The 21,564-nt window shown below is 50.7% G+C and carries 18 protein-coding genes; 13 read left to right on the top strand and 5 right to left on the bottom strand.

Annotation, left to right across the window (positions count from 1 at the left end; all coding sequences use genetic code 11):
* Positions 1-195 precede the first annotated feature (195 nt).
* A complete protein-coding gene (locus tag J0X00_RS02350; RefSeq protein ID WP_282476913.1) occupies positions 196-354 on the bottom strand; it encodes a hypothetical protein in 159 nt (52 codons plus the stop codon).
* 567 nt (positions 355-921) lie between these two features.
* On the opposite strand from J0X00_RS02350, the gene J0X00_RS02345 reads away from it, so the two are divergent.
* From J0X00_RS02345 to J0X00_RS02315, 7 genes are all read left to right on the top strand, one after another.
* Entirely contained in the window at positions 922-2,814 is a 1,893-nt protein-coding gene (locus J0X00_RS02345) for a PTS mannitol transporter subunit IICBA (protein ID WP_136487011.1), read from the top strand.
* 97 nt (positions 2,815-2,911) lie between these two features.
* Positions 2,912-4,057 carry a mannitol-1-phosphate 5-dehydrogenase gene (locus J0X00_RS02340; RefSeq protein ID WP_136487009.1) on the top strand — a complete coding sequence of 382 codons (1,146 nt, stop codon included), beginning with the start codon at positions 2,912-2,914 and terminating at the stop codon, positions 4,055-4,057.
* A gap of 61 nt (positions 4,058-4,118) precedes the next feature.
* Positions 4,119-4,652 carry an MltR family transcriptional regulator gene (locus J0X00_RS02335; protein WP_136487007.1) on the top strand — a complete coding sequence of 178 codons (534 nt, stop codon included), beginning with the start codon at positions 4,119-4,121 and terminating at the stop codon, positions 4,650-4,652.
* Between the two features lie 241 nt (positions 4,653-4,893).
* Positions 4,894-5,823 carry a Gfo/Idh/MocA family oxidoreductase gene (locus tag J0X00_RS02330; RefSeq protein WP_282476912.1) on the top strand — a complete coding sequence of 310 codons (930 nt, stop codon included), beginning with the start codon at positions 4,894-4,896 and terminating at the stop codon, positions 5,821-5,823.
* 122 nt (positions 5,824-5,945) lie between these two features.
* Positions 5,946-6,125: a hypothetical protein gene (locus J0X00_RS02325; protein WP_136487003.1), complete on the top strand. Its 180-nt coding sequence runs from the start codon at positions 5,946-5,948 to the stop codon at positions 6,123-6,125.
* Positions 6,126-6,355: 230 nt separating this feature from the next.
* Positions 6,356-7,531: a M20 aminoacylase family protein gene (locus tag J0X00_RS02320; protein ID WP_282476911.1), complete on the top strand. Its 1,176-nt coding sequence runs from the start codon at positions 6,356-6,358 to the stop codon at positions 7,529-7,531.
* A 109-nt stretch (positions 7,532-7,640) separates the two neighbouring features.
* On the top strand, positions 7,641-9,152 hold the full coding sequence (locus J0X00_RS02315; RefSeq protein ID WP_282476910.1) for an AbgT family transporter: 1,512 nt from the start codon (positions 7,641-7,643) through the stop codon (positions 9,150-9,152).
* Positions 9,153-9,178: 26 nt separating this feature from the next.
* On the opposite strand, the gene J0X00_RS02310 is transcribed toward J0X00_RS02315, so the two are convergent.
* The 4 genes from J0X00_RS02310 to J0X00_RS02295 all read right to left on the bottom strand — a co-directional run bounded on the left by J0X00_RS02310 (position 9,179) and on the right by J0X00_RS02295 (position 14,282).
* On the bottom strand, positions 9,179-10,123 hold the full coding sequence (locus tag J0X00_RS02310; protein ID WP_136486997.1) for a LysR family transcriptional regulator: 945 nt from the start codon (positions 10,121-10,123) through the stop codon (positions 9,179-9,181).
* A gap of 1,318 nt (positions 10,124-11,441) precedes the next feature.
* A complete protein-coding gene (locus tag J0X00_RS02305) occupies positions 11,442-11,927 on the bottom strand; it encodes a YbaK/EbsC family protein (RefSeq protein ID WP_136486987.1) in 486 nt (161 codons plus the stop codon).
* A 177-nt stretch (positions 11,928-12,104) separates the two neighbouring features.
* Positions 12,105-13,457: a molecular chaperone gene (gene yegD / locus J0X00_RS02300; RefSeq protein WP_218561660.1), complete on the bottom strand. Its 1,353-nt coding sequence runs from the start codon at positions 13,455-13,457 to the stop codon at positions 12,105-12,107.
* Between the two features lie 351 nt (positions 13,458-13,808).
* Positions 13,809-14,282 (bottom strand): DUF3237 domain-containing protein, encoded by a 474-nt coding sequence (locus J0X00_RS02295; protein WP_282476909.1) that lies wholly within the window; start codon positions 14,280-14,282, stop codon positions 13,809-13,811.
* Positions 14,283-14,923: 641 nt separating this feature from the next.
* Between J0X00_RS02295 and J0X00_RS02290 the strand changes: the two genes are divergently transcribed.
* The 6 genes from J0X00_RS02290 (at position 14,924) to nadE (ending at position 21,546) form a co-directional block, all read left to right on the top strand.
* The gene (locus tag J0X00_RS02290) at positions 14,924-15,427 is read left to right on the top strand and encodes a sugar dehydrogenase complex small subunit (RefSeq protein WP_282476908.1); all 504 of its coding nucleotides are present in this window, start codon (positions 14,924-14,926) and stop codon (positions 15,425-15,427) included.
* A 24-nt stretch (positions 15,428-15,451) separates the two neighbouring features.
* Positions 15,452-17,065, top strand: a complete 1,614-nt coding sequence (locus J0X00_RS02285) for a GMC family oxidoreductase (RefSeq protein WP_282476907.1) — start codon at positions 15,452-15,454, stop codon at positions 17,063-17,065.
* Complete coding sequence (locus tag J0X00_RS02280) at positions 17,058-18,398, top strand: cytochrome c (protein WP_282476906.1); 1,341 nt, start codon at positions 17,058-17,060, stop codon at positions 18,396-18,398. The genes J0X00_RS02285 and J0X00_RS02280 overlap by 8 nt, the downstream gene beginning before the upstream one ends.
* Positions 18,399-18,491: 93 nt before the next feature.
* Positions 18,492-18,890 carry an NUDIX domain-containing protein gene (locus J0X00_RS02275; protein ID WP_282476905.1) on the top strand — a complete coding sequence of 133 codons (399 nt, stop codon included), beginning with the start codon at positions 18,492-18,494 and terminating at the stop codon, positions 18,888-18,890.
* A 139-nt stretch (positions 18,891-19,029) separates the two neighbouring features.
* Complete coding sequence (locus J0X00_RS02270; RefSeq protein ID WP_282476904.1) at positions 19,030-19,347, top strand: NIPSNAP family protein; 318 nt, start codon at positions 19,030-19,032, stop codon at positions 19,345-19,347.
* A 90-nt stretch (positions 19,348-19,437) separates the two neighbouring features.
* The gene (nadE, locus tag J0X00_RS02265; RefSeq protein ID WP_282476903.1) at positions 19,438-21,546 is read left to right on the top strand and encodes an NAD(+) synthase; all 2,109 of its coding nucleotides are present in this window, start codon (positions 19,438-19,440) and stop codon (positions 21,544-21,546) included.
* Positions 21,547-21,564: the final 18 nt, after the last annotated feature.

The following is a 21,564-nucleotide window of genomic DNA, read 5'->3' as shown; positions in this document are numbered from 1 at the left end:
TGCAAATTCTAATTGTCATTATTGAAAGTGGCAGAATACTAGCAAGGAACGGTCATTGACTGAACTCTTTACCCCTGACGCACTGCGCCACTTCCGCTGTTATTGTTCAGTTTGAGAAGCAGCGCAAAAACCGTTCACACCGTCAACCAAACCCTTTAAATTCAGATTAATAACTGATTAACACTCTTACTGATCTCACAACCCGCTTCCTGCCCGCTCAACCGGCATTGGCTGGTTTAAGGGTTGTGGTGCATCGACTAAGCAGAGCTTGCGGCCACTCTTGTACAGGCGACCCATTTCCGGCACCGATTTAATCGCCTGCCGATACAGGCAAGCGAGCAGAAGATGAGCCAAAACCGTTCCACACCTGCAAACAGCCTCTCGCTTTTTGCTCGCTGTGCTCATGCCGCGCCCAGAGCCTGTCATAGGCCATTGATGAATTAATGAACACATCAAGTATGGTGGTTGCGATCGCTGTAACTTGCCTGTCGTAATTTCGTATCTAAATTACATTTTCATCAACAGGATTATTGCCTATTTATTTCGACTTTTGAAATAAATAGTAATGAGTGATGTAGATCACTTAGCGTTTTTAACCAAGCTAATAAACAAATCATTTCGTGATCTTTGTCACTTTATTTTTATTTTATAAAATATCACAAATGTGACATCAAGCATCAAAAATACATTGCAAAACTTAATTACAGTGTTTTGTAGCAAAATTACATCATAATTAAATGATCATGATCACTAAAAAAGAATTTGGATAACCCTAATTTGGTGATCCTTATCACTAAAAACCCGCCCTACATTCCGACTGAAATTTGTGTGTTAGATTAATTGTGTACTCATTAATCAACGGTTTTTGGCGAAACCGTTACAACAACAAAATTTCATCAGAACATCGAACGGGGAAAACATATGTTATCACCAGAAGCGAAGGTCAAGGTACAGAATTTTGGCCGGTTCCTGTCCAACATGGTAATGCCGAACATTGGTGCGTTTATCGCCTGGGGTTTCATTACCGCATTATTTATTCCAACGGGTTGGTGGCCAAACGAAACACTGGCATCCATGGTTGGTCCTATGATCACTTACCTGCTACCACTGCTGATCGGTTATACCGGCGGTAAAATGGTTGGCGGAGATCGCGGTGCGGTCGTCGGTGCCATCACCACTATGGGTGTTATTGTAGGTACCGATATCCCTATGTTTATGGGTGCAATGATTGCAGGCCCTCTGGGCGGTCTGGCGATCAAAAAATTCGATGCGGCTATCCACGGTAAAGTGAAAAGCGGCTTCGAAATGCTAGTCAACAACTTCTCAGCAGGCATCATCGGTATGCTGTGCGCGATCATCGCTTACCTGGTTATCGGTCCTGCGGTGAAAACGCTGTCAACCGCACTGGCTGCGGGCGTAAACGTTCTGGTTGATACTGGTGTCCTTCCTCTGACTTCCATTTTTGTAGAGCCAGCGAAGATTCTGTTCCTGAATAACGCGATCAACCACGGTATTTTCTCACCACTGGGCATCCAACAGTCTGAAGAAATGGGTAAATCTATTTTCTTCCTGATTGAAGCGAACCCGGGTCCGGGCTTAGGTCTGCTGCTGGCTTACATGATGTTTGGTAAAGGCAGTGCGAAACAATCCGCTGCAGGTGCTTCTATCATCCACTTCCTGGGCGGTATCCACGAAATTTACTTCCCATATGTTCTGATGAACCCGCGTCTGATTCTGGCCATGATTGGCGGCGGTATGACCGGTGTATTCGTTAACGTGATGTTCAACTCTGGTCTGGTTTCACCAGCATCACCGGGCTCTATTTTTGCCGTGCTGCTCATGACGCCTAAGTCAGCCTTCGTTGGTGTGATTCTGTCGGTTATCTGCTCTGCAGCAGTATCGTGTGTGATTGCCTCTCTGCTACTGAAAACTCAGAAACAGACAGCGGACGATGACGACTCGCTGGAAAAAGCGACCAACCAGATGCAGGGCATGAAAGCGACGTCGAAAGGTCAGAGCGCTCCGGTAGCAGACATCGATATGGCAAACGTACGCAAAATCATCGTCGCGTGTGACGCAGGTATGGGGTCAAGTGCAATGGGTGCCAGCTTGCTGCGCAAGAAGGTCCAAGCCGCTAACCTGAACATTGATGTTACTAACCTGGCGATTAACAGCCTGCCTGGCGATGTGGACATCGTTGTTACCCACCGCGATCTGACGGACCGTGCCCGCCAGCATGCCGCCAACGCGTACCATATTTCGCTGACCAATTTCCTCGACAACTCCCTGTACGACAGTCTGGTTGCCAAGCTGATGACAGCCATGGACAGCGGTAACAAGCAGGAAGAGGTTGTGCAAGAAAGCGCAGCTGAGCAAGGCGGAACACTGAAACTGTCCAACGACAATATCTTTCTTGGCCTGCAACCAAAGAGCAAAGAAGAAGTGATCAAGTTTGCGGGTGAGCAACTGGTGAAGCTGGGCAACGTCGAGCCTCAATATGTGCAAGGTATGCTGGAGCGCGAAAAACTCGTGTCGACCTACCTGGGTGAATCGATTGCGGTCCCTCACGGCACTATCGAAGCCAAACAGTATGTGAAGAAAACCGGCATTGTTTTCTGCCAGTTCCCGGATGGCATCCAGTGGGGTGAAGAGGAAGACGATATCGCCAAAATGGTGATTGGTATCGCCGCTCAGGGTGATGAACATATTCAGGTTATCACTGCCATCACCAACGCACTGGATGATGAAGAAGCCGTCGAGTTACTCAAGAGCACCACCAATCCGGACGATGTGCTACGGATTCTGAATGGCTAACTCCTAACCACAACCATGCTCCTTTAAGACGAAGGCCGGTCTCCCCCGACTGGCCTTATTTATTAGATTGCTAATTTTATTGGGTGGAAGAATAGTTATGAAAGCGTTACATTTTGGCGCCGGCAACATTGGCCGGGGATTTATTGGTAAGCTACTGGCAGACGCAAATATTCACGTCACCTTTGCCGATGTCAACGACGTGGTGGTTCAGGCACTGAGCGAGCGTCACGAATATCCGGTCAAAGTGGTGGGTGAGACTTGCGTAGTGGAAACCGTGACCGGTGTGGATGCGATTAACTCAACTGACGCAAAGATTGTCGACTCCATTGCAGAAGTTGATATCATTACCACCGCTGTCGGGCCGACCGTGCTGAAAATCATTGCAGGCACCTTGGCTCAGGGTCTGGAAAAACGCCTCAGTCAGGGTATCACTACACCGCTGAATATCATCGCCTGTGAAAACATGGTACGTGGTACCAGCCAGCTGAAAGAGGCGGTGTTTGAAAAACTCTCCGCACAAGCACGAGCCGACGTTGAAAAACGGGTTGGCTTTGTCGATTCGGCCGTAGACCGCATCGTACCACCGGCAGAAGCCGGTGAGACCGATCCGCTGGCCGTGACCGTTGAAACCTTCAGTGAATGGATTGTCGACGAAACCCAGTTTAAAGGTGAGATTCCGGCTATCGCAGGCATGGAACGCACTGATAACCTGATGGCCTTTGTTGAACGTAAGTTGTTTACGCTCAATACCGGCCACTGCGTTACCGCCTATCTTGGTTGCCTGAATGGTCATAAAACCATTCGTGAAGCGATTGAAAACCCGCAGATTCGTGCCGAGGTTAAACAGGCAATGCAGGAAAGCGGCGAAGTGCTGATTCGTCGTTACGGCTTTGATAAAGACAAGCATGCCGCCTACATCGAGAAGATTCTCGGTCGCTTTGCCAACCCTTATCTGGTGGACGAAGTGGACCGTGTAGGCCGCCAGCCAATCCGTAAACTGGGTGCCAACGATCGCCTGGTGAAGCCGTTACTTGGCACCATCGAGTACGGCGTGGACAACCAAACATTATTAAAAGGCATTGCGGCCGCGCTGAAATACACCAACGACAGCGACCCGCAAGCTGTAGAGTTGCAGCAATCTATCCGTGATCAGGGTGTGCGTAAAACACTGGCACATTACACTGGCCTGGATGAACACAGCGTGGAAGTAGAGACCGTTGAGTCGTTATACAACCAGCTTTGATGATGCAGCTAGATTGGAGGGCAGTTTGCCCTCCTTCCTGAGACGTAGCTTAGAATCATATATGGTAGATAAAATTAACGAAACTGAGATCCTGGAACGACTGAACGATGCACCATCAGTACGGGGTTTTTTCATCCAGACCGTCGAAGTATTCAGCGAAGCCATTGACGCCCTGATGCAACGCATCTTTCGTAAAGATAATTTTGCGGTGCAGTCAGTCGTCGGGCCTTTGCTGCAGGACACCGGCCCGCTGGGCAACCTGTCGGTACGTCTCAAATTATTGTACGGTCTGGGCGTTATTCCGGACGATGTTTACCATGATATTGAAAGTGTGATTAAACTGCGCAACCAGCTCAACAGCGATGGTGCCGAGTACAGCTTTACTGATCCCAACATAGTGGCTGCCATTCAGGCGCTCAATCTGGTTAAAAAGATGGGTATGGTCCAACTCAGCCCACTTGACGAGCCGGAAGATGACATTGATCTGGCCTTCTATAACCTGCATCTGCAACGTCAGCAGCAAATCATCAAGTCAGGAATGTCACTGGCGATCATTGAAATCTGTAACACGCTCAATCGTGACAGCCCATTCTGAATGAGTCAGCTCATCAGCCTTCATGGCCGTTCTCGCGGTCACCATTCCGGGTTACATGCGTGCCTTACCGTGGATCATTGACCTAATTTCTCTGTGTTGATCTAAGATCCCGGTGTTGACCTAAGATCCCGGTGTTGACCTCACACTTTCCGGCCTGCTGAACACTACGTCTTTTTCACCTTGTATCGAGCTCTCTCAAGCGTTAGCCTTGATTTTGTTATCAATTCTCAGAGAGCTCATCATGAAAATCGGCCTGATCGGTCTGGGGGATATCGCCCAGAAAGCTTACTTACCCGTTATCGCCCATTGGCCTGGCGTCGAAGTCATTTTTTGTACCCGTAACACTCAGACTCTGGCCGAGCTGGCCAGTCGCTATCATGTGACACACAGCTGCACTGACTACCGACAGCTCATCGACATGCAGGTCGATGCGGTGATGATCCACGCTGCGACAGCGGTCCATCCCGAAATCGCGGCATTTTTCCTCACCCATGGCATCCCAACTTTCGTGGATAAACCGCTGGCAGACAGCGCTCACGCCTGTGAAACCCTGTATGAAGTCGCCGCTCAGCACCGCCAGCCTCTGTATGTCGGCTTTAACCGCCGTCATATCCCGTTGTTCAATCAGCACCTTGCCGGCGTGCAGAGCGCCGCCCGTGACGATCTACGCGCTCTGCGCTGGGAAAAGCATCGCTACAATCATAGCGGTGATGTCCGTACATTTTTGTTTGATGACTTTATCCACCCGCTCGACAGCGTCAACCTGTATGCCAAAGCGGACATTGAGGATGTGTACATCACCCACCAGCTCGATGCGACGAAACTGGCCCGGGTGGATGTTCAGTGGCAACACGGCCAAACCCTGTTGCATGCCTCAATGAACCGCCAGTTTGGCCAAACCAGCGAGAGGGTCAGTGCGCAGTTTGTCAATCAAGGCTACGAATTTGACTCTTTTGTCGCCGGTAAGCACTGGCAGGCCAACCAGCAGACCACACTGGCGTTAAAGGACTGGACGCCGATGCTGACCGCAAAAGGCTTCGCCCCTATGATTCAGGACTGGCTGAACGTGGTACAAAGCGGCAAGCTCGACAGCGCCGTCGTTAATCGCAACATTGCCAGCCATCAACTGGCGGAAGCAGTATGCCAGAAAATACTCAACCAGATGCGCTGATCTCGATTGCGATGTTCTAACCCTGCTCAGAGAGACGGTCCTGCTGATGCCCGGCCCCAATCAGCTGGTGTCGCCTATACTTAGGTTGCTGTTGATGTCCAACACTCACTCAAGGAGACGGTATGGAGCTACGTAATAAAGCCGGTCAGGTCACTCATCTGGCTGACAACCTTACCCTGAAAGAGGTGCGTGATATGGGATTTACCATCGACCTGTGCGATGAAACATATGATCGCGAGGAGCATTGGCGCACCCAATCTACCCCGCAAGGTCGTCAGAGAGACTATCCCGACCAATCCTGACCAGCGGCCAAGTTAAAAACGGGGATCACCAAGCCGGGTATAATGCCCGGCTTGTTATTTCAACCCTGTTTATTGTAACCCTGTTTATTCCAACCCAGTATAACGGTTTGGTTGCATGCTGATGTTTGTTGGCTGAATCACTATTAGCAACACTAATAGTTTGAGTAGTAATCCGGTTTGTTTGCCATGTTTCAATAGTGTTAAATCCTTCTTAACGAAAGGGGAGAAGCATGAACATTATTGAGGTTTTACAGCCTTGGGTCGCTGAGACTATTAGCATTCGCCATACTATCCACCAGCATCCTGAGCTGGGGTTTGAAGAAAACCACACCCAGGCTCTGGTGGTGGCTGAGCTGCAAAAATATGGCGTGGATGAAATCTGTACCGATTTTGCCAAAACCGGCGTTGTCGGTGTGATTTATGGCCAACTGGGCGACGGCAACACCATCGGCCTGCGCGCCGACATGGATGCGCTGCCAATTCATGAAGAGAACACCTTCGCACACCGTTCCAGCCATCACGGTAAAATGCACGCCTGTGGTCACGACGGCCATACCAGCATGCTGCTGCTGGCCGCACGCTATCTGGCGTCCACCCGCCAGTTCCGCGGTAAAGTGGTGCTGATTTTCCAACCGGCGGAAGAAGGACGTGGCGGTGCGGAAACCATGATTGCAGACGGCTTACTGCAACGTTTCCCGCTCGATGCCTGTTACGCTCTGCACAATATGCCGGGCCTGCCGGAAGGCCATTTCGCCTTTAAAACCGGGCCGATCATGGCCAGTTCCGATCGCCTGTTTGTCACCATAAACGGCCAAAGCGGACACGCCGGACTGCCGCATACCACCCAGGATCCATTGCTGGTTGCCACCCATATTTATCAGGGCATCCAGGGCATGGTCAGCCGCCGTTATGATCCGTTCGATCCGATTGTTGTTTCCGTCACCCAGTTGCACTGTGGTGAAACCACCAACGCGATTGCCGATCAGGCGCATATGAATGGCACCTTCCGTACCTTGCGTCAGGAGACGCGTGATAGTCTGGTTGACAACCTGACACAGTTGGTCGAATACAGCGCCAAAGCGCAAGGAATGAGCGCCGAGTTTAAACTGGGCCCGATTTCTCATCCGCCGACGGTCAATACCCCGCACGAAACGGCGCTGGCAATTAAGGCCGCTCAGGCGGTGGTCGGCGCCGATAAGGTCAATCCTGGCTGCGAAGCCAAACTGACCAGCGAGGATTTTGCTTTTTTCCTCGAGAAAGTTCCGGGCTGTTATGGCTTCCTTGGCAATGGTAGCGGCGAACACGGCACCCGTTGCGTTGGCCTGCACAACAAAGGCTACGATTTTAACGATAATTTATTGCCGATTGGCGCGGCCTATTTTATTCAATTAGTCGAACAGCAATAGCAGGCTTCAATCATAGCCAATTATTTAAATATCAATCAATTATATAAATAGCAGAAAAATGGACCATGGGGGAATGATTCCCCCATTTTCACACAGGAGTGTACTGACCATGTCGACCGCAATTTCTCAAAAAACGGCGTCGCGGACGTCGATGATTGATCGCATCGAGCGATTCGGGGATAAGGTTCCCCACCCGTTCTATCTGTTTATTTTTCTCTGTCTCGGCGTGATGGTGCTGTCCTGGCTGCTCTCGATCAACGGTGGCAGCGTCACTCACCCGTCCAGCGGTGAAGTGGTGCAGGTTAAAAACCTGCTCAGCGGCGACGGACTGGTGTATATCCTCCAGTCCACAGTCAATAACTTTGTCTCATTCAAGCCTCTCGGCTTGGTGCTGTGCATGATGCTGGCAGTGGGACTGCTGCAGGAAGTAGGCCTGGCCGACAGTGCCATTAAGCACTCCCTGCTCAACGCGCCGCGCCAGTTTGTTACCGCCTCCATTTTTATTACCGGCATTATCGGTAACCTGGCGTCCGATGCCGCTTTTATCCTAATCCCACCGCTGGCCGGGCTGATTTTTGCCGCCACTAACCGCAACCCGATTGTCGGGATTGCGGCCGGTTTTGTTGCGGTCGCAGCAGGCTTTACCGCCAATCTGTTCATCGCCGGCACCGATGTGCTGCTGTCCGGCATTTCAACCGAGGCGTCAAAAATTGTTGAAGCGGTAGAAGTCAGCCCGGCGGCCAACTGGTACTTCATGCTGATTTCAGTGCCTATTCTGGTGGTGACCGGAACCCTGCTGACCGACAAATATATCGAGCCACGTTTTGCCCACAAAATGCCGGCCAAAGCCGACAATGATGAGCTCTCCTTTACCGTCACCGAGCAGCAGAAAACCGCTCTGCGCTGGTCCGGTATTGCTTCGCTGCTCTTTATCGCGGCTTTAGTGGCCCTGATTTGGCCGGAAGACTCTGCGCTGCGTAATGCTGAAGGCGGTCTGGTACCGTCACCATTTCTGAAAGGAATTATTCCGGTCATTATGGCGTTCTTCATCATGAATGCGGTGGTGTACGGCTACAAAGCGGGCACGATTAAAAGCGCCAGTGATGTGCCGGATTTGATGAGCAAAGCGCTGAAAGGGGTCGGTGGCTATATTGTGCTGGTATTCGTGATTGCTCAGTTCATCGCCTGGTTCAAATGGTCGAATCTGGCGATTTACATCGCGGTCAATGGCGCAGAATGGATCTCGTCAGTGGATATGCCTAAGCTGCTGATGATGGCCGTATTTATGATTCTGGCCGGGCTGATGAACCTGATCGTATTCAGTGGTTCGGCACAATGGGCCATTATGGCACCGGTGTTTATCCCGCTGTTTATGCTGTTGGGCGTTGAGCCACAAGTAACGCAGATGGGCTACCGGATTGCCGACTCCACCACCAATATTATCTCACCGACTAATCCGTATATTCCGATGGTGCTGGCGTTAATCGCCAAATACAACCCCGAGGTGAAGTTTGGCACCTTCCTGGCCATGATGGTGCCGTATGCTCTGGTCCTGTTCTCCGTCTGGGGCGCCTGTTTCCTGCTCTACATGGTTTCCGGTCTGCCGGTCGGTCCGATGTAAACGACCGGCGACGCAAGTTCAGGTCACTAGCATAAAATGGGTGCATCTTCGGATGTACCCATTTGCGGATCCGCAGCCAGTAAATTGGAATCGCCGACATGCTGTTTGAGGATCAGGGTAAATTCATCCACCAGAGCGCGTTGCATCTCTTTGCGCGTAATCAGCCCCACCAAACGATACTGAACCGGTTTAACAATCGGAATAAAGCGAATATCCGCACTGTGATTTAATCCGCCGATGGTCGATGACAAAATCGCACACCCCAGACCGCTGGCGATCATGCCCAGCAGCGTTGACGTATGCGACGCACTGAATTCCGGATCGTAAGTCAGACCAATGCGTGAAAACGCTTCGTCCGCCAGGGTACGCAGGCTGTTGCCCGGACTGACGCCAATCGAGGCAAACTGATGCGCCTGCTCCCAGCTGATGGCATCGAGCTCAGCCAGCGGATGGTCCTGACGACACACCAGGCACAGATAGTCACGAAACAGGAGATCAAAATTGAGATCGGGGTGATTGGGATTGGTGTTAATGCCGATATCGGCCCGTCCTTCCAGTACCGAGTGCGTGATATCGTCGACCCGCTCTTCGATCAGACGAAAAGTAAAGTCCGGATAACGACGCTTAAGATCATTGAGTGTTTTCGGCGCCAGTGAGGCACACAAAGTATAGAGTGATGACACCACCAGAGACTTGTTGTAGCCATGCTGACGGTCGTGATTCTCCTGCACCAGTTTATCGAGACGGTTCACAATAAAACGCGCCTCCTGATAGAGGTGGTTACCCGCTTCCGTCAGCTCGATTTTACGCCCCTTACGCTGATAAAGTTCGCTCGCCAGCTGCTGGCTCAGCTTCTTCATCATCTGGCTCAATGCCGATTGGGTAATGTGCACCTTTTCAGCGGCATAGGTAAAATTCTGCTCTTCAGCCAGCGCAATAAACGCTTTGAGCTGACGATAACTGATGTCCATATTCGGTCGCTGTCCCTTCCTCTGTGCAAGCCCGCTATTATACTCGATTTTACCATACACACGGGCACCATAATTGAGAACAGCAGCAGATCATTCGAGCACTTCAACCGCACCTCCTGTGAGAGAGGAATAAAGTCTCATACCAAGTATCAAAGATTCATACTGAGTATTAAAGTATCATACTAATATGGCAGCGATCACAGTCGATACTGCTACCATTCCTAAATCGAAAATGCCCCATTCCTTCTCAGCGCGAAAGTCTACTCACAATCTGTGATTGTACGTTTGCCTTACCTGTAGTTATTCGAGGAAGTGTCGAAGTAAGCTTTTTAAAAATTATGCGTCATCTTGCAATCTAATACCCATAACATCTCATTAAACTATTGATTGTTAATTGAACTGTGATTGGAAAGGCTACATGATAGGAGTATGAAAAGCGGCTAAAAGCCGTATAGAAAGCTATGAAGCTTAAACTACATCAATGTATGTATTATGGAAAGTAGATATCTTTTAATTTTTAGGCTGGCGTCTCGTTGTGAAAGAGAAAATAAAATTCTTAAAGTTAATAGCAATTATCTTTTGTTGTTGGTTGCTTCTGAAAATAATTTATCAACCGTATATCCCTGACTATTACGGCGACTTTATTAGAGATATAACCCCATCATCCTCTATCGAGGTTACTTATGGTGATAATAAACTTTACTATAAAGGCAAGTTAGGTTGGCAGGGACTAGAGTGTTTGTCTTCATTTAAGGAGGAAGGAATGCTGCCACATGGAATTGACCAAAAGTTCTACGTAAAGGTTAGTGGCACGCATAATGTTCATTACATTACGATTAACATACTTAGAGGACAGGCTCGAAGCTATCAGCTATGGGGTAAGTATTCGAACTCAGATGGCAGTTTTTATGCGAAATCAGCCCGAGTTGATTTGGTTAAAAGGTGCTTGGTAACTTCCACTGGCATAGCAATAGATGTTAAGTAGATCGTGGTGTCAGGCACATACAAGCGTTAAAGACGGATTCGCAACGCGGCGTCACTTTTCAATACGAAAAGTTATCCGTACTTTACTAATTTAGGAAAATCACTAAAACGCTTCTGTCCAGAAGTGAGCTACAACGAGTATGATACTTTACTACTCGGCTGTAGCTCGATTCGGGCGTAGTAGTAGCAATTAGTATGAAACTTTATTCCTATCCTACACCTCCGTTGCGAACCTAATAAGGACACGCACCGTTCACTGCGTGCAGCTACAGCGGCTCAGACTGAGCGATAAAGAAAAACCGGGTCCAGGACCCGGTTTGATTTTGACTAGCCGTTAGTGGAAAAGCTCGGTACCAAAACGCAGTTTTCGGCTGTGGCTGAACTCCATCAGTTGGTTGAAAGCGTCTTTGTCGAGGCGAATCAAGGTCTCATGGTCTCCGGACTCAAGATACACATGATCCAGTTCCATCAGCGAGGAATCACACACCATATTCATGTGGTATGCACTCCCCAGCGGTGGCACTGCGCCGCGATCGCAGTCGTCAAACATCTGATAGATATCGCGTTCCTTCACCAAATGGTACTTGGCTTGGAACTCGTCGTTCAGCACCGACAAACTGACTTTAGCATTCGCCGGTAATATGGCCATTAAGTGTTTGCCATCATGATCTTCCAGTACCACGCCTTTAGCCAGATGCATCGGTTGAACAGCAGCAGCATGAGCACTGTGCAGAGAACTGTTGCTATGGCGATGCACAATCCTGCGATACGGAATGTGGTGATCTTTTAAATAATGGTCCATTCGGGTATGTACAGTCATACTCACCTCCGCATGTCCTGTCCCCGTATTGAGTATAGAAAAAGACCCTGTATTTAGCAGGGTAAAAAATAGCGCGTCCAATCAGATCAACTGACTGCATATCAATAAGATATGAATGTCACCGCATACAAAAAAGCCTTCCGAAGAAGGCTTAATATAGACACGGTATCGTAACAGTCAGGCAAAACATACCTGCGCCCAGCGCGCTAAACCTGCGGTGACCGAACCAAAGTAGTTACCACTTACCACAGGCACAGTCGGTAATACTTGCTCAACCCCGGCACGCAGAATCGGTGACCGCGCAGAACCACCGGTCATAAAGATGGCATCCGGCGTGACACCGCCTTGTTGTACCGCCTCGCTAACCAATTCAATCATCTTACTTTTCGGCGCTTCAATCGCTTCGATCATCGCATCGCGCTGCACCTCTATCTCGAGTTGCTCAGCAAGAACCTTGAGCTGTGCCGTTACACTCGCCTGCTCTGACAAAGCAATTTTGACCTCTTCGCCTTTTTTCACCAGGCTGTAACCCAGAGTGTCATGATACACCGCGAGCAGGCGGGCCAGTTTCTCCGGCTCACGCGCTTCTTTGTGCAGACGTTTCAGATCAGCCAGATTTTCACGGGCGAAGAATTTGCTCTGCGCGCTGACATCATTAATCGCAATCGGATTCCAGAACTGAGTAATCGGCATTTCCAGTCCGGATTGTGTCTGGCTGCCATAGCCAAACGGCGCCATCAATTGCTTGAAGGTCAGATGGATATCCAGATCGTTCCCGCCAACCCGCTGCCCGCTGTGGGCAATCAGGCTCTCAGTGCGATCTGCTTTACCACGCCAGGTTGGTCCCATCTGAATCAATGAGCAATCGGTCGTACCACCGCCAATATCGACTACCAGTACCGTCTTGTCTTCATTGAGAGTCGCTTCATATTCCAGCCCTGCCGCCACCGGTTCAAACTGGAATTCAACACTGCCGAAACCTGCCCGTTTAGCAGCTCGGCGCAGGATCTCTTCCGCCTGACGGTTAGAATCTTGCCCCCCGCGGCCATGGAAGTTAACCGGGCGGCCAATCACAGCATCACGGATTTCTGCCTCACTGCGCATTTCAGCCTGGCGCTTGATGTTGTCCATCATGGCGCAGACTAGATCTTCGAAAAAGCGCAGCTGGATATCATGCAGGCCCATCGCACCCAGAAAAGATTTCGGCGATTTAACGTAGTAAACCTCATGCGGATCAGACAGATAAAGATCCAACGCAGCCTGACCAAATACCAGGTCATCCGGCTGCAGGTCGATATCTTCATCGCGGTTAGCCGCTACCGAACGACGCAGCAACTGCTCACCCAGCGTATCCAGCGGTTTAATCTGGCGATGGCGAAACAGATGTTCCGAGACACTATCCCGGGTCGGTGCCGCCAGGGTTGAGGGGATATAGAGACTGTCTCCTTCCACAGCAATCAGTTCCGGCTCTGTCCCCTGCATTCTGGCGACCGAACAGTTGGCCGTACCGTAGTCAAACCCTATGAACATCTGCTAACTCCTACTCTTGTACCAAAAAGGCCGGCGATACTACCGCATGCGCAGGACGAACTCCAGTGACGCTTGAACCAGCACAAGGATTTTCCCCTGCTCAGGCAAACCGAGTTCTCTCCTGAGGCCAACAGCGTCGATCTCTAAGAGTAAAAGAGTCCTGTCGTTAGCTCTGGTCCGCCAGTATCTGCAGCAAAATGTGGCCGGACTTGTGCTGACTGATGCAGACAGAGCTCGGCCGCGAAACCATCACTCCGTACGCGACATCGAACAGCGCGGTGAACATGGTCTGAGCGCACAAGCAAAGCCATCTTCCTTTATATCAGCAGACTGCTGTTGAGAATGACCAGATTACTGAACCTGGTACATATCCAGCAAGACACCCGTGGCACTGCGCTGAGCGCTGCAGATGAACACACTTTCCGTCAACCACTTCAGCTCTGAGCTATAGACTTCAAAGTTTGGGGTGGTTTTAAAATAGATCTCTTCCGGCGCGAGTTGATTGAAGAAACTCATATCATCCGAAAACAGTTGCTCGCGCCACTCTTGAGGAATACGGCGAATGCCGTTGTTTTCAATATAAAATGTCTGCCCTTGATCGGTTTCAATCGCATAACGGGCCGATAAGCGACACAAGCCGTCTTTATCAATGATCTGGCTGTCGATACCACCAGGCAGCACTTTGCCGCTCAGCGCACCGCTGACCACTCCGGATTCAATCGGGATCAGTTGGCGTTTGCCCAATTCTTTATCGTTGCTAACGACAATAGGTTTAGATACCTGGATTTCAATACGGAAAGAAAATTCGAGTCTTGGTTGTGGCATTTTTCTGGAATTAACAGTGGAACCTAATATATAGGTAACACAAGGTATAAAACCAGACAAGTTGAGACAATTTTATATTCACCCCACCTATCAAGCATAAAAATTAAATTAAAATAAAGCATGCTTTTTCGTCGACTTTAAATATTCTCATCCCCTATTTTATCAGGTAAGAAAACCCCAACCCATTCAACAAAATAATACATCAATAAAATTAAGTTACTAATGTTAATAAACCAAAACACATAGGGATCAAATGTTCTTATTCTGTTTATTTTGTATTGTATTTTTTAGGGCTGTTTACTAGTATCGCTACCGATTTGATAGTAAGCAGGCAAACGTTTTTGCCACAGTGACACATTCATAGGGTTAAGGTCATCCATAGGGTTAAGTTCATCAACGTCCACCATTGCATAGCAGTGCATATCGGTGACCAATCTGTACCGACAAGTTAAAACTGAATTAATAATAAGCGGTTCAGAATAATAATCCGAACTCAAATGCAAAGGATGACATCAGAATGGCCGGAAGCAAGTCATGTTTAAACTATCAAAACGCCAAAGAATCAAATACAGCGATAATAAGATGACGCTCAATGAGTCACCCGCATTTCTGTAGGTGGCACACCTTCACTGGAAACTATTATGACAAACTATTCACGCCGTCGTGTGCTGAAAATGGTCGGGGTAGTGACAATTGCCGGAGCGGCTGGACAGCTGCTGCCTTTGTCTTCCCTGCATGCAGCACAACCGCCAGCCAAGCTGCCTCAACTGGACGGTTTTCTCCAGGTGTCACGTTTACTGACCGGTATCGACACACTTAACGAAACTGTCGCACACGCACTGGTTATCGCCCTGGATAAGACCCAGAAAGATTTCGCGGCCAGCCTGATCCAACTCAAAACTCTATTCCAAAGCCAACCAGAGCTGCTGGAGCAAGAGCAACTGGCTTTCGGTGACATCCACGCCAACAGCGAACAGTTAGCGAAAGAAATTCTCAGCGGTTGGTACAACGGCGTTGTCGGCACCGGCTTTGATGCCCTGTATGTCACCTACATCAACAATCTGGCCAACCAGTTGGTAAGTGACAAAGTCGTACCACCGAGCTTCTCGTACGGTCCGATTGGCAGTTGGGCACAACAGCCTTAAATCCATTACAAGAGTTATGTCGTTATGAACAATAAAAATTCTGCTGACGTTGTGGTTATCGGCGCGGGCATTAATGGCTCGTTACTTGCCACCCGTCTTGCCAAAGCAGGCAAATCTGTCCTGGTGCTGGAGTCAGGGCCAAAACTGGACCGCGATGAGCTGGTTGAGCGCTACCGCACTTCCGCCTTCAAATCGGACTTCATGTCGCCTTATCCTTATTCCGAGAAAGCACCGCACCCTCGTTACACGCCAGAACCAAACGATTATTTGCACCAGGCGGGCCCAAATCCTTTCTCTGCACAGTATATCCGCATGTTTGGTGGTACCAGCTGGCACTGGGCTGCTCAGCTGTGGCGCTTTCTGCCCAACGATTTCCGCCAGCGTAGCCAATATGGTGTCGGTAAGGACTGGCCGATCGGCTATGAAGACCTGGAAGATTATTACTACCAAGCGGAAGTGATCGCCGGTGTCGGTGGCTCACCGAACAACGGTTCGCCGCGCAGTAAACCATTCCCGATGGAAGCCGTTCCAGCCTCTTACCTGCAACGCCGCGTCACCGAGCGTCTGGCGCCTGAGTTTGAGGTTATTGATGACAGCACCGGCCGTAACAGCCGCAGTTATGATGGCCGTCCGGCTTGTTGTGGAAACAATAACTGTATGCCGATTTGTCCTATCGATGCACAATATCACGGTGGTCTGGCCGCGCAAGAAGCGGTCAACAGCGGTGTTGAAGTGATTACCGAAGCGGTGGTGTATCAGTTGGAACACGACGAGAAAGGCAACATTGTCGCAGTGAACTACTATGACTGGAACAAAGTCAGCCACCGCGTCACTGGTAAAACTTTCGTCCTGGCGGCCAACGCGATTGAGACACCAAAACTGCTGCTGATGTCGGTCAGTGACAAGTTCCCGCAGGGTATCGCCAACTCACACGACAACGTGGGTCGTCACCTGTGTGATCACCCGGCAATTGGTATCACTTTCGACGTGGATGAAGAAGTATGGCCTGGCCGCGGTCCGGTCAGCCCTTGCTCTATCGGCCAGTTTCGTGACGGCGAGTTCCGCAGTGAACATGCACCGTTCCGCATCGATATTTCTAACTCGTCCAAACTGGCATCAGTCACCAAAGAAGTATTGGCTGAAGGCTACTTCGGTAAGAAACTGCAGGAAGAAATCCGCTTCCGCGCAGCACGTCGTATGAGCCTGAAAAACTGTCTGGAACAACTGCCGGATCCAAACAACCGCGTGACACTGAGCAGTAACAAAGATGCGCTTGGTCTGCCGACACCGTCCATGTTCTGGAACGTGAAAGACGCCGATGGCTACGTACAACGCGGTACAGAGAAAACCTACCAATACTATGATGAAATCGCCACCAAACTGGGTGCCACCAACATCAAACACAGTAAAGAAGGCAAGTTCAAAAACCGTCAGCACATCACTGGTACCCTTTCTATGGGTCTCGATCCGGCCACCAGCGTCACCGACCAGTGGGGCCGCTCACATGACCACGAAAACCTGTTTATGGTTGGTACTGGTGTGATGCCAACTGTCGGAACCTGTAACGTAACGCTGACCGCAATGGCGCTGGCACTGCGCACCGCAGACAAAATTCTTCAGGAGACTCAACATGGCTAAATACTGGCGAAGTTTGTTTACTGCAGGCGCACTGACTCTGGCACTGGGTCATGCTCAGGCGGCCGATCAGGATGATCTGATTAAACGTGGTGAATACCTGGCCATCGCCGGTGACTGTGGCGCCTGCCACACCGAAGAAGGTCAGGCTGAATTCAGCGGCGGCCACGCGATCGGCAGCCCGCTGGGCACCATTTACAGTACCAACATTACCCCGTCTAAAACGGCCGGTATCGGTAACTACAGCGAAGAGCAATTTGCCGCGGCACTACGTGAAGGCGTGCGCGGCGATGGCAGCCAGCTTTACCCGGCAATGCCTTACACAGCGTATGCCAAGCTGACCGACGAAGATGTCTCTGCTCTGTACGCGTACTTTATGCACGGCGTAGAGCCAGTGGATGTGAAACCGGAAGAGACCCAACTGCCGTTCCCGTTCAACCTGCGTTTCAGCATGGCGGCGTGGAACCTGCTATTTCTGGACGACGAGGTATACCAGCCGGACAGTACTCAATCTGACGAGTGGAACCGCGGCGCGTATCTGGTACAGGGACTGACCCACTGTAGTACCTGTCACACTCCGCGTAACTTCCTGATGGCAGAACAACAGGATAAGTACCTGCAGGGCGCATCACTGGGCACCTGGTATGCACCGGACATCAGCGCTGAAGCGCTGCAAGGCAAGCCGTACTGGACCCGTCAGATGCTGACCCAGTATCTGGCCACCGGCCATGCCGGTAATGGGGCGACCGCCGCAGGTCCGATGCTGGAAGCGATTGATAAAAGCTTTTCGCGCATGACGTCACAAGATCTGTCAGCCATTGCAACCTACCTGCTGCCGGAAGGCGGCGAGTATCATGCGGCGGTGGCGGGTACACCTAACACTCTGACCAAGGTCGAAGGTGACGATACACCGCAGGCACTGGCCAACATGAGCGAAGGTGAAACCCTGTACGTCAACAACTGTGCGTCGTGCCATAACTTGTCAGGCCGTGGCCTGAACGGCTTGCCTCCTTTGCAAGATCATCCAATCCTGAACAAACCAACCGCCGATAACGTGGCGATGGTGATTCTGGAAGGGGTGTGGCCTGAGAAAGATCAGGGCATGCTGGGGTTTGAGTCCGAAATGACTGACGCACAAGTCGCTGCCGTGACCAATTATCTGATGTCAAAGATTGGCCAGAGTGATGTCACCATCAGCACTGAGCGGGTCAAAACCCTGCGCGCCGGTGGCGAGACATCACCACTGCTGATGCTGTCCCGAGTGGGTATGGGCGTTGGCGCTGCAGTGGTCGTGTTGGCACTGCTGTGGCTGCGCAGACGTCGTAAAGCGAAGTAACCTTATCAAACACCGCTTCACTGAAGCGGTGTTTTTTTATCCCTTTCAGATGGGCGGTAATCGTCATCCACACATTTTGAACCTAGAGGACACATGAAAAAATCAGCTGGCATCATCATTCAGAACGATTCTCTGCTGGTCGTTCGCTCCCAAGGCAAAGACGTCTTTTTTGCTCCCGGAGGCAAACCTGAAGCCGGAGAATCGACTCAGCAGACCCTTGTCCGCGAACTGAATGAAGAAATTGGCATTACCCTGACTGAGGCCGATATTTCGTTTTATAACGTCTACACCGCCAACGCGGCCGGCCATGATCAGGTAGAACTGGAGATGAGCGTGTTTACGGTTCATCATTATCAGGGCGAAATAAAAGCCAGTGCAGAAATCGCCGAAATAAAGTGGGTTAACAGCACCAATGTCGCTCAGACCCCTATCTCGACCATTTTCAAATCTTACGTCTTCCCTGAATTACTTGAACAAGGGTTGATCCGTTAGCTCCGGTGCAACCGGCAGGCCTATGCGCGACTCTCGCTTAGCTGTCACCCTGCATTGCTTGAATTTCCGCCCCATTGCCCAAACGTAAACCGATAAGCACTTCATTACTTATCAAATAAGCACTTACCAAGGAGGCACAGTGATCACCTGTCACGTCAGATACGTTATCGACCCGAAAAAAATCGCTCAATTTGAACGTTATGCGCGGATGTGGATTCCGCTGGTGGAGAAGTTTGGTGGCACACACCATGGCTACTTTCTACCGGCCGAGGGCGCCAACAATATTGCTCTGGCCCTGTTCTCATTTCCGTCCTTAGCCGCCTATGAACAATATCGTCACGACTCCGTCGCCGATACTGACTGCCAGGCCGCTTTTGAGTATGCCGAGCAGACAGATTGCGTACTGAGTTATGAACGCAGCTTCCTGCGCCCGTTGCTGGCGCAAGACACAAAATAACATCAGTGCCTGCGCAACGTCGGTCTGCATCATATACACTTTGCAGAGGCTATCGCTAAGCCCTTATTGCGAAACAAGAAAGGATTCACTATGACCACACTGCGCATCAGTTCCTGTTCTCTCAACCAGACTCCAATGGACTGGAGTGGTAATCTGGCCAACATAAAACGAGCCATTGAACTTGCCCATCAGAGCGGTGCGACGCTGCTGATCACGCCTGAACTGTCGATATCCGGTTACGGCTGTGAGGATTTCTTCCACAGCCCGCATGTCGCCCGGCGCGCCCTTAAAAGTGTCGGCGCTCTGGCCCGTTTCATTCCGCGCAGTATGGCGGTCTCCGTCGGCCTGCCGGTGATGATCAACAACCGCATTTATAACGCGGTCGCCCTGGTGACCCGCAAAGGCGTTCACGGCATGTCGTTAAAACGCAATCTGGCAGCCAATGGCCTGCACTATGAGCAGCGCTGGTTCACGCCCTGGACCGGCAGCAAAAACAGCGCAGTGCAACTCGACGGGATGCAAACAGCAACACCGATTGGCAACCCGGTTTACCAAATCAACGGGGTAAAAATCGGGTTTGAAATCTGTGAAGATGCCTGGGTTGCCAACCGCACTTCAGAGCGCTTTTTTAACCAGGGTGTCGATGTCATCGCCAATCCTAGCGCCAGTCACTTCGCGATCGGTAAGTTTCGAACCCGTAAACGCCTGGTTGAAGAGTCCAGCCGCGTCTACTCCGCTTGCTACGTGCTGTCGAATCTGTCCGGCTGTGAATCAGGCCGAGCTATCTACGATGGCGGGGCTATGATTGCGGTCGACGGAATGCTGGTTGCCAAAGGAGAGCGTCTGCACATGAGTGATGTGGAAGTCATCTGTGCCGATGTCGATTTGTCACGCAGCCGTATTGGCCAGCTCAGTAACAGTCAGCGCTACTTTGAGGTGCATGATTTTGATTCCGAGCAGACCATTGAGGTTGGATTAAGCGACAGCGAATTGATGCACAAACTGACACCGACACCCTTGAACCAACCCTGGGAGGAGAGCGAACACGAAGAACATGAAGAAGCGTTGCGAGCCATCGCCCTTGGCCTGCGTGACTGGCTGAAAAAAACCGGCACTGACGGTTACGCCTTGTCGCTCAGCGGCGGCGCCGATTCCGCCCTGGTCGCCAGTAGTGTGTACTGCTCCGTGGTGTTTGAATTAAGAGAACGCATCGCGAAAACCGCAGCAGGCAGCCAATGTCGGTTACCAGCACATCTGAGTAAATTTCTCACCAGCCAGCGCATCAGCGAATTTGACAAGCACTCAACGGGCGCAGATTGCCAGCAAGTCGTACTGAAAACCGCGCGCGCCATCATGGCCAATATGCTCACCACCGCTTATCAGGCCAGCGCCAACAGCGGGCCGGTTACCCGGGAAGCGGCGCAGAAAGTCGCACAATCTTTTGGCGCAAAGTTTCTCAGCCTGGATATCAGTGCAGCAGTTGATAACTACCAAGCGATGGTAGCCAAAGCCACTGCGCTGGATCTCAACTGGGAGGAGCATGATATCGCCCTGCAAAATATTCAGGCACGGGTGCGTTCTCCGAGCATCTGGTTTATCGCCAACCTCGAAAACAAGCTGCTGCTGACCACCAGCAATATGTCTGAAGGCGCGGTCGGTTACTGCACCATGGATGGCGATTCATCAGGCGTGCTGGCGCCCATCTGCGGCGTCACCAAGACGCGTATTCTCAAGTTACTGTTGTGGCTTGAGCGCCACGGCTTCTGCTATCAGGATGGTCAAACCATGAAGCTCAGTGCCTTGTCCTACATTAATAATCAGCGTCCGACCGCTGAGCTTCGCCCGGGAGAGCAGCGCGATGAGGACGACTTAATGCCGTTTGATGTCTTGGATCGCATGGTATTTCTCACCCTCGAAGCCGGGATGCCACCCCGTGATACTTTTGAAACAATGACCGAAGAATTTACCGCGATAGACAAATCGCTGATGGCTGATTACACCGTGAAGTTTTTCAAATTGCTGTTTCGCAATCAGTGGAAACGCGACCGACAGGCACCGGGATTTCATATTGAAGTCAACAGCCTGGATCCGAAGACCTACAAGCGTTTTCCCCTGCTTAGTTCTGGCTATCAGGAAGAACTGGCCTACCTTGAATCCGGTCAGTACCAGTACTTGAGGTTAGATCTGCCGGGGCTGTAAAGCCCTCTGAATATGACC

This window comes from Vibrio sp. ABG19 (assembly GCF_029962385.1).
Lineage (GTDB): Bacteria > Pseudomonadota > Gammaproteobacteria > Enterobacterales > Vibrionaceae > Vibrio > Vibrio ostreae.
The sequence above is the reverse complement of the archived record's forward strand: the minus strand, read 5'-3'. Positions and strand labels throughout refer to the sequence as shown.